Source organism: Micromonospora sp. NPDC048040 (assembly GCF_055587185.1).
In genome coordinates this window covers 1-8,677 of sequence record NZ_JBVJGT010000110.1, presented here as the reverse complement: position 1 = coordinate 8,677, position 8,677 = coordinate 1, and the positions used below count along the sequence as shown (strand labels likewise).

Sequence of the window (8,677 nt, the reverse complement as noted above, 5' to 3'; positions counted from 1 at the left end):
AAGGTGACCAACGCGGCGGCGGTCGCGACGTAGAACAGCATCGCGGCGAACCGGTCAGCCAGAACCTGCGCCCGGCCGCTGGACGCCTGAGCCTGCGCGACCAGCCGGCCGATGCCCGCCAACGCCGTGTCCTCGCCCACCGCGTCGACCCGCACCCGCAACGCGGAGTCGGTGGCCACCGTGCCGGCCACCACCCGGTCCCCCACGCCACGCGGCACCGGCCGGGACTCCCCCGTGATCATCGACTCGTCCAGCTCGGCGGACCCGTCGACGATCCGACCGTCGGCCGGCACCCGGGCACCGGAGCGGACCAGCACCACGTCGCCCACCCGCAGGTCGGCCACCGACACGCGGTGCGGGGTGCCGTCGTCGTCGAGCCGTTCGGCGTCGTCGGGCAGCAGCGCCGCCAGCGCGGCGAGGGCGCCCTGCGCCTGACCGATCGCCTTCATCTCCTGCCAGTGCCCCAGCAACATGATGGTCACCAGCGCCGCCAGCTCCCACCAGAAGTCCAAGTCGAACACGCCGAGACTGGTCGCCAGCGACGCGACGTACGCCACCGCGATCGCCATCGAGACCAGCAGCATCATCCCCGGAGCCCGGTCGCGGACCTCGCGGATCCCGCCGACCAGGAACGGCCAGCCTCCATAGAAGAAGACCACCGACCCCAGAACCGGGCCCACCCAGCCCATCCCAGGGAAATCGAGGGTGTAGCCGAACCAGCCCATCACCATGTGACTGGTCACCACGATCGGCACCGTCAGCACCAAGCTCAGCCAGAACTTGCGCCGGAACTGCTCCGGGTCATGCCCCGCGTGCTTGTCATGACCGCCGTGCCCCGCATGCATGTCATGACCGCCGTGCCCACCGGCAGATCCATGCCCCGCGTGGCCGTGGTGGCCACCCGCCGCCCCAGCACCGCTTCGATGCCCGTCGTGGGGTCCACCGCCGGGGTGCTCGCCGACCGGCACCTGATGGCCGTGATGCCCATTGGTGATGACCATGGCATCGGCGTGGGTTGCGTGTTCGTGTCTCATGCCGTCCACCTCCATACGGCACGATATACCCCCTAGGGGTATATGGCAACACGCGGGCCGTGGCCCACCTCTCCCCTGCTACAGCAATGTTCAGAAGCCCGACGGGCAGCACGGGACATTACCCCTACCCCCAAGCGGTATTGGGACCATGACCGGAGAGGCGGGCACACCCTCGCTTGTGTCGCAGCCACCGGACGGCCGCCGAGGGCAGCATCAGCCCCACCGAAGAAAAGATCATCGCCCTCGCTGGGAACCGGGCGACCTGGTGAGCACCCCACCCGAACCGGGCCAACCGCCCGGAAATGTGAAACAACTACTTATAGCAGCCGAAGGCATGTTCGCCTCAAAAACCTGGAAAGCGCTCCGACCGGACATGAATCCTTCTTATGTTCGTCATGGCTCGTCTTCCTGAGCCGACCAGAAGGGAGTGAGGGACATGTCCAAGAGGTTTCTGACCCGGCTCGCCGGCGGGGTAGCGCTGGGCGGCGCCGCCCTGCTGCTCGGTACGCCCGCCGCCGCGCTCGCCGCGCCCTACGGACACGGCACGGAGTCCGGGGCCTGGGACCGCACCGAAGTTGTCTGCGCGAACAACGAGCAGAGCAACGAGGTGACCATCGCCCAGATCATCAAGGACAACACCATCCGGGACAGCGACGTCAGCGTCGAGCAGGCCGCAGCGGTCGAGACGACGAACGACAACAGGACTCAGCCCAACAACGTCGTCGTCTGCATCGGCAACGTCGACGTCGACGTGGACGTGGAGTAAGACCAGGAGCTGCTCGAGTCGCTCCAGCATGCCGGTATCAGCGGGTCCGGCTCGCCGGTGGACCAGCATGCCGGCAACCGGGTGTTCGGGGTGACGAAAGCTTGAGGGGTTCTTCGCGGGCAGCGCTCGGCTGCCCGCGAAGGACCGCCGGTGGCCGGGGTCAGTGATTCCGGCAGAGCAGGAGACGGAGTGCGGTCGCCGCTTGGGCGGGGACGACGCCGTTGCCGAGCACACGCGGCGCGGCGGCGCGGGGCTGACCGCCCGGGTCGGCGTGGACGATGCGCCGACGTGAACGTGCCGAGTTCACTCTCCCACAAGCACGCCTGAACGTCTGAACCGACGAGGGGGTTGACCGGGCTGATGGCAAGCAGACACGAAACGCCGCGACCAGCCGGGTTGAGCACAGTCCAGCGGTTGGCCACCACCGGGCGTGCCATCGCCCAAGCCCGCGGCACATGCCTGCCGGGAAGGACGAGACGCGGGGCTGGGCCGGCCGGAGCACTCGTCATGCCACCTGTGCACAGTCGCGACGTCGACCGCTGCTGAGATGGACTGGGCCGGATGGGCGTTGTTCGGGTTGGTCGCTACCGTGGCGCTCACCGCAGCGCTGATCACTGCACAACTGGCCGGCCTCACCCGCCTCGACATTCCCCTGGTACTCGGGACCATCGTCACCGAGGATCCCGACCGGGCCCGGGTCGTCGGGTTCTTCATCCACCTCTGCGCCGGTCAGGGCTTCGCCCCGGCTACGCGGCCATGTTCGCCCTGCTGCACCGCGCCACCTGGTGGATCGGGGCGCTGATCGGGAGCCTCCACGTCGGGATCGCGCTGACGGTGCTCCTGCCGCTGCTTCCGGGTGTCCACCCGCGCATGGCCTCGCAACGGGCGGGCCCGGCCAGCACAGCCGTGTTGGAGCCGCCTGGCCTGTTCGCCCTCAACTACGGGGTCCAGACTCCCGCGGTCGCGGCCGTCGTCCACATCATCTACGGAAGCGTCCTCGGACTGCTCCTTCAGGCCGATTGACCGACGTCTCGCGACTCGTCAGGAAGACATCCCCATGGCTGGCGGGCACGACGTGACATGGCCTCGACGCCCAGCGCCCATCAGCGACTACGGGCTGCTGGGTGACACACGCACCGCTGCTCTCGTCGCCGCTGACGGCGGAATGGACTGGCTCTGCCTGCCCCGCTTCGACGGCGAGCCCCTGTTCGGCCGGCTGGTCGGGGGCCCGGACGCCGGAACCTTCCGGCTCGGCCCAGCCGGGCCGGCCACGGTCGTCGAACGACGTTACCGGCAGCACACCGCCACACTGACGACGACCTGGGCGGTGGGCAGCAGCCGCCTCACCCTCACCGAGGCCATGGTGGCCGAGGTCAGCGGTCGCCTGCTGCCCACGACACTGATCGTCCGGCGCCTGTCGGCCGAGGGGGCAACGGCGGACGCCGTCGTCGAGTTCGACCCCCGCCTCGGCGTACGGCACCGCAGGCCCCGAGTGCACCGCCGGCGCCGGGCACTGTTGTGTGACTGGGGGTCGCTCGCGGTCTCTCTGGTCACCGCACCCGACCTCACCATCGAGCCGGGCCGACCTGCCTCGATCATGGTCAGGCCAGGCCGACCGATCACCCTCGTACTGGCCGTGGCCCACCGCGAGCCGCTGATCCACGTCGAACCGACAGCAGCCTGGGAACTGCTCGTCGAGGACGAGAACCGATGGCGTGCCTGGACCGCCGAAATCGACGCGTCGCTGCCGTTCCGGGAGCACGTCGTGCGAAGCCTGCTGACCCTGCGGCTGTTGACCTACTCGCCCTCGCAGGCCCCGGTGGCGGCACCCGCAACGTCCTTGCCCGAGGATCCCGGCGGGGTACGGAACTGGGACTACCGCTATGTCTGGCCCCGTGACGCCAGCATCGGCGTCAGCGCCTTCCTCAGCGTCGGCAAGGCAGCCGAAGCCCACGGTTTCCTCGCGTGGCTGTTGCACGCCAGCCGGCTGCAGCGGCCACGCCTGCCGGCACTATTCACCCTCCACGGCCGCCACGTACCCGCGGAACGGGAGGTGTCCGGCTGGACCGGCTATCTCGACAGCCTTCCGGTACGGATCGGCAACGGCGCTGCCGGGCAACACCAACTCGACGGCTACGGCTGGGTGATCGACGCCGCCTGGGCGTTCGCGCAGTCCGGACACCGCCTCTACACGGAGACGTGGCGCGCGGTACGCGGCTTCGCCGACCTGGTCGCCCTTCGCTGGCAGGAGCCCGACGCCGGCATCTGGGAGGTCCGCGAACCCGACCAACACGTACATTCCAAACTCATGGGCTGGCTCGCCTTGGACCGGGCCCTGCGCATCGCTGACACCCACCCACTGCCAGACCGCCAACGTCGACGCTGGCAGAGAACACGAGATGCCATCGCCGCCGAGGTCCGGACACGCGGCTTCGACCCGACGACGAACAGCTACGTCCGCAGCTACGGCTGCCAGGACCTCGACGCGGCCCTGCTCGTCCTACCGCTGCTGGGCATGGACAGCGTCGACTCGCCCCGCGTGCGTGGCACCATCGACGCCATTCGGGACAGACTTTCCGCTGGTGGCCCCCTCCTCTACCGCTACCCGCCGGGACGCGACGGCTTCCCGGGTACCGAAGGCGCGTTCCTGCCCTGCTCGTTCTGGCTCGTTCAAGCCCTCGCCCGCACCGGGCGCCGCACCGAGGCGCTCGAGCTGTTCCAGACCATGCTCGACCACGCCAGCCCGCTCGGCCTCTACGCCGAGGAGATGGACCCCGCGACCGGCGCCCACCTCGGCAACTATCCCCAGACGCTGACCCACGCCGCGCTCGTCCAAGCCGCACTCGCGATTCGAGACGCTCCCTAGCCACCCGTCACGGTGGCGCCGTCGCCAACCCGCTGGTTCAGGGACGACCAAGTCTGCGGTACCGGCCCGGCGGATGCCTCACATGCTTTTCGTCGCCACCGGCGCCGTCGCGGCCGGCCAACTGGTCCCCGACGGCCGGCAGTCGGCCCCGTCTCGCCAGACGCTGGAGGACGTCCTTGCGAGGCCGCACAGTTCGTCGAGGACGATCTGGCTCGCGGCGGTGAGAGCTGGTCGGCTGCGCACGGCCGCGTAGACGTGGCGGGTCAACGGTCGGCGCAGCGGGCGGGTGTCAACGTGGTAGCGACGGTCCACGGCAAGCTCGGGCAGGAGCGACACGGACAGGCCGGCTTCGACATGTGCCAGAAGCAGCTCGTAGCTGGCGAAGCGGCCAGCCACCACCGGCTCGAAGCCGGCCTGCCGGCAGGTGCTCGTCACCAGGTTCGACAGGTACGTGCCGGGCATGTCGATGGACCACGCAGCATCGGCGAAGTCGGCCAGGTCCGCCGGTTCGTCCGATGCGACCTGCGACCGTGGCAGCACGAGCACGATGGCATCGGTAAGCAGAGGGATGTTGTGCACGTCAGGATGCAGCGGCATGGACCCGTCGATGAAGTCCGCCGTCACGATGATGTCGTAGTCGCCGCGGCGCAGGGCCGGTTGGCTGGCCTGCGGATCGAGTTCGGCGACCTCCAGCTCGATCCTTGGATGTGTCTTCCGGAGCCGGGCGGCGAGCGGAATGACGACGGCCTGCACGACGCTGGAGAAGGCCGCGAGGCGTACCGGTCCCGTTGGTTGTCCGGCGAGGCCCTGCAAGTCCACCTCGGCGGCCTTGATCTGGTCGAGGATGATGCGGGCGTGTCGGGCGAGCGTGCGCCCGGCAGGCGTGAGCTGTACGCGGCGGCCGGTGCGCCGCAGGAGTTCGGTGTGGGTCTCCGACTCCAGGACCGCCAGCTGCGCCGACACCGCCGACGGACTCATGTGCAGGGCCGCGGCGACGGCCCGCATGGTGCCGAGGCCGTCCAGCAGGCTGAGCATCTCCAGGCGCGCGGTGTTCAGCCGCATCGGAAGCTCCTTGTACGCGATTTCCGCACAGCGTAGCCAGAAACCTCAGCTTTTCGCGCATAACAAACGGCCCTATCGTGAGGCGTATGACGCTGACTACGGAGCGGAACGCCGCCGAACAGTTCTGGTCTGACGTCGACCGCCATCTGGTGCGCTACGGCGGTCCGTTCACTCCCGAGATCATCGAGCGCGCGGCCGGCAGCTTCGTGTACACCGCCGACGGCCGGCAGATCCTGGACTTCACCTCAGGTCAGATGAGCGCCATCCTCGGCCACTGTCATCCCGCGATCGTCCAGACGGTGCAGCGGGAAATCGCCAGCCTGGACCATCTGTTCAGCGGCATGCTGTCGCGCCCGGTGGTCGACCTCGCGCGCCGGCTCGCCGAGTCCCTCCCCCCGCCGCTCGAGAAGGCGCTGCTGCTGACGACCGGGGCCGAGTCGAACGAGGCGGCCATCCGGATGGCCAAGCTCGTGACGGGCAAACACGAGATCGTCGCCTTCGCCAAGTCGTGGCACGGCATGACGCACGCCGCGGCCGCCGCAACATACAGCGCCGGCCACCGGGGCTACGGGCCTACGCCGCCGGGAAACTTCGCGATCCCCACGCCCAACCCGTACCGCCCCGACTTCACCATTGCCGACGGCGGGTTCGACTGGCAGCGGCAGCTCGATTACGGCTTCGCCCTCGTCGATGCCCAGTCGTCGGGGAGCCTCGCGGCGTGCATCGTCGAGCCGATCCTCAGCTCTGGCGGCATCATCGAGCCACCGCCGGGCTACTTCGCCGCCCTGGCGCGCAAGTGCCGCGAGCGCGGCATGCTGCTGATCGTCGACGAGGCGCAGACCGGTCTGTGCCGCACCGGCACGTGGTACGCCTTCCAACGCGACGGCATCGTGCCCGACATCCTCACGCTGTCCAAGACGCTGGGCGCCGGCCTACCGCTCGCCGCGGTGATCACGACCGAGGAAATCGAACAACGGGCACACGAGCGGGGTTACCTCTTCTACACCACACACGTGTCCGACCCCCTCGTCGCCGCCGTCGGCAACACCGTGCTCGACGTCCTCCAACAGGAGCAGATGGACATCCGGGCACGGGAGCTGGGCGGGTTCCTGCGCGCCGGCCTGCTTGACATCAGGGACCGGCACGACGTGGTGGGAGACGTACGGGGGCGCGGCCTGATGCAGGGGATCGAACTCGTCCTCGACCGGGAAACGCGTGAAGGCTCGGACGTCCTCGGCGCCCAGGTCACCCGCCGCTGCCTCGAACTCGGCCTCCACATGAACGTCGTGCAACTGCCCGGCATGGGAAGCACCTTCCGGATCGCACCGCCCCTCACCACGACGCGAGAGGAACTGGCCCTCGGTCTGGAAATCCTGGACCAGGCGATCGGCGAAGCGGCGCCGGCCTGACCGGCCGCGTCACCCGTTCCCGGCGGCGCTGACGGCGTCGGCTGGCCGCCGCGCGAACAACACCGTCCAGCTCAGGACAGCACACGGTAGGTCACGTGCGTAACCGAGGTCGCGGCTCGCGACTTCACCTGCTCGAGTTTCAGCGGCGGGACGCCCTCGAACAGCCGCGTGCCGGCGCCGAGCGTGAGCGGCACGATGTGCAGCCGCAGCTCGTCGATCAGGCCGGCGGCGAGGTACTGGTTGATGGTGGTCGCGCCGCCCAGGATCGCGACATCGCCGTCGCCGGCCGCCGCGCGTGCCTGTGCCAGTGCCGACTCGACTCCGTCGGTGACGAAGTGGTACGTGGTGCCGCCGTCCATCGGCTGCGGGTCGCGCGTGGTGGGTGAGCACGAAGACCGGGGCGCGGAACGGCGGATCGTCGCCCCACCAGCCGTTCCACTGCCGATCCCACGCGCCACGCACTGGGCCGAACATGTTGCGCCCCATGACGAACGCGTTGGCGGCGGTCATCTGGTCGACCTCGGCCTGGTTCTCGGAGGGAGTGTCGAACATCCAGGCGTGCAGCTTGCCGCCCGAGCCGTCGCCGCCGTCGTCGCCGAACGGGCGTTCCTCGGTCTGGTTGAGCCCGGCCGAGTACCCGTCGACCGAGATCGTGATGTCGCAGATCGCCCTGCCCGTTCCTTTGGTCATCGGATTTGCGGCGTGGAAACCCGGCCGTTCAGGGCCGGGAGGAAACGCCGCTCCCTCCCCTCGCTGATCGTCTTACATGGACGGTTGTAGGGTGTGAGGTGTGGGGGAGGTGGTGAAACGGGCATACAAGTACCGCTTCTACCCATCCCCTGAGCAGGCCGGGCAGTTGAACCGCACCTTCGGGTGTGTGCGTCTGGTGTACAACCGGGCGTTGGAGGCCCGGACCCGGGCGTGGGCGGTCGACCGGCAACGCACCACCTATGCGCAGTCGTCGGAGTGGCTGACCGGGTGGAAACGCACCGATGACCTGGCGTTCCTCAACGAGGTGTCGTCGGTGCCGTTGCAGCAGACGTTGCGGCACCTTCAGGCCGCGTACGCGGCGTTCTGGGACAAGCGGGCCCGGTATCCGAGGTTCAAGTCCAAGCGCAAATCTAGGGCGTCGGCCGAATACACGCGCTCCGCGTTCCGCTGGCGTGACGGCCAGCTCACCCTGGCCAAGATGACCACCCCGCTGAACATCGTGTGGTCCCGGCCGCTGCCTGCCGGGGCGGAACCGTCGACCGTCACGGTGTCCCGGGACGCTGCCGGCCGCTGGTTCGTATCCATCCTGGTGGAGGACCCGACCGTGACGCCCCTGGCTCCGGTCGATGCCGAGGTTGGTGTGGATGCGGGCATCACCAGTCTGCTGACCCTGTCGCGTCCGATGCCGGGGGTGAGTGACGAGCAGGGCAAGGTGGCCAACCCGCGGTACGGGCAGGCCGACCGGCGCAAGCTCGCCAAGGCGCAGCGGAACCTGGCCCGCAAACAGAAGGGCTCCGCGAACCGGGCGAAGGCCCGACTGAAGGTGGCC

General features: G+C 69.1%; 8 protein-coding genes and 1 pseudogene. 5 read left to right on the top strand and 4 right to left on the bottom strand.

Features of this window, described 5'->3' with window-relative positions; translation table 11 throughout:
• A partial coding sequence (locus ACZ6O2_RS36055) for a P-type ATPase actuator domain-containing protein (RefSeq protein WP_466026153.1) occupies positions 1-845 on the bottom strand: 845 nt, incomplete at its 3' end.
• Positions 846-1,470: 625 nt separating this feature from the next.
• On the opposite strand from ACZ6O2_RS36055, the gene ACZ6O2_RS36050 reads away from it, so the two are divergent.
• The 3 genes from ACZ6O2_RS36050 to ACZ6O2_RS36040 all read left to right on the top strand — a co-directional run bounded on the left by ACZ6O2_RS36050 (position 1,471) and on the right by ACZ6O2_RS36040 (position 4,666).
• The gene (locus tag ACZ6O2_RS36050; RefSeq protein ID WP_350708747.1) at positions 1,471-1,800 is read left to right on the top strand and encodes a hypothetical protein; all 330 of its coding nucleotides are present in this window, start codon (positions 1,471-1,473) and stop codon (positions 1,798-1,800) included.
• A 756-nt stretch (positions 1,801-2,556) separates the two neighbouring features.
• The gene (locus ACZ6O2_RS36045) at positions 2,557-2,823 is read left to right on the top strand and encodes a hypothetical protein (protein WP_466026152.1); all 267 of its coding nucleotides are present in this window, start codon (positions 2,557-2,559) and stop codon (positions 2,821-2,823) included.
• Between the two features lie 34 nt (positions 2,824-2,857).
• Positions 2,858-4,666, top strand: coding sequence for a glycoside hydrolase family 15 protein (locus ACZ6O2_RS36040; RefSeq protein ID WP_466026151.1), 1,809 nt, complete (start codon positions 2,858-2,860; stop codon positions 4,664-4,666).
• Positions 4,667-4,744: 78 nt separating this feature from the next.
• Here ACZ6O2_RS36040 and ACZ6O2_RS36035 read toward each other — a convergent pair whose 3' ends face one another.
• Positions 4,745-5,728, bottom strand: coding sequence for a LysR family transcriptional regulator (locus ACZ6O2_RS36035; protein WP_466026150.1), 984 nt, complete (start codon positions 5,726-5,728; stop codon positions 4,745-4,747).
• Between the two features lie 86 nt (positions 5,729-5,814).
• On the opposite strand from ACZ6O2_RS36035, the gene ACZ6O2_RS36030 reads away from it, so the two are divergent.
• The gene (locus ACZ6O2_RS36030) at positions 5,815-7,137 is read left to right on the top strand and encodes an aspartate aminotransferase family protein (protein ID WP_466026149.1); all 1,323 of its coding nucleotides are present in this window, start codon (positions 5,815-5,817) and stop codon (positions 7,135-7,137) included.
• A 71-nt stretch (positions 7,138-7,208) separates the two neighbouring features.
• On the opposite strand, the gene ACZ6O2_RS36025 is transcribed toward ACZ6O2_RS36030, so the two are convergent.
• Together ACZ6O2_RS36025 and ACZ6O2_RS36020 are read right to left on the bottom strand one after the other, a co-directional pair.
• Entirely contained in the window at positions 7,209-7,496 is a 288-nt protein-coding gene (locus ACZ6O2_RS36025) for a dihydrofolate reductase family protein (RefSeq protein ID WP_350708757.1), read from the bottom strand.
• Between the two features lie 70 nt (positions 7,497-7,566).
• Positions 7,567-7,827, bottom strand: a pseudogene (locus tag ACZ6O2_RS36020) (dihydrofolate reductase family protein); the annotation flags it as partial.
• A gap of 109 nt (positions 7,828-7,936) precedes the next feature.
• Here ACZ6O2_RS36020 and ACZ6O2_RS36015 point away from each other — a divergent pair.
• A partial coding sequence (locus tag ACZ6O2_RS36015) for an RNA-guided endonuclease InsQ/TnpB family protein (RefSeq protein ID WP_466026148.1) occupies positions 7,937-8,677 on the top strand: 741 nt, incomplete at its 3' end.

Coding starts and splice junctions, on each gene's coding strand:
- ACZ6O2_RS36050 (WP_350708747.1), top strand. CDS start 1,471: ATGTCCAAGAGGTTTCTGACCCGGCTCGCCGGCGGGGTAGCGCTGGGC.
- ACZ6O2_RS36045 (WP_466026152.1), top strand. CDS start 2,557: ATGTTCGCCCTGCTGCACCGCGCCACCTGGTGGATCGGGGCGCTGATC.
- ACZ6O2_RS36040 (WP_466026151.1), top strand. CDS start 2,858: ATGGCTGGCGGGCACGACGTGACATGGCCTCGACGCCCAGCGCCCATC.
- ACZ6O2_RS36035 (WP_466026150.1), bottom strand. CDS start 5,728: ATGCGGCTGAACACCGCGCGCCTGGAGATGCTCAGCCTGCTGGACGGC.
- ACZ6O2_RS36030 (WP_466026149.1), top strand. CDS start 5,815: ATGACGCTGACTACGGAGCGGAACGCCGCCGAACAGTTCTGGTCTGAC.
- ACZ6O2_RS36025 (WP_350708757.1), bottom strand. CDS start 7,496: ATGGACGGCGGCACCACGTACCACTTCGTCACCGACGGAGTCGAGTCG.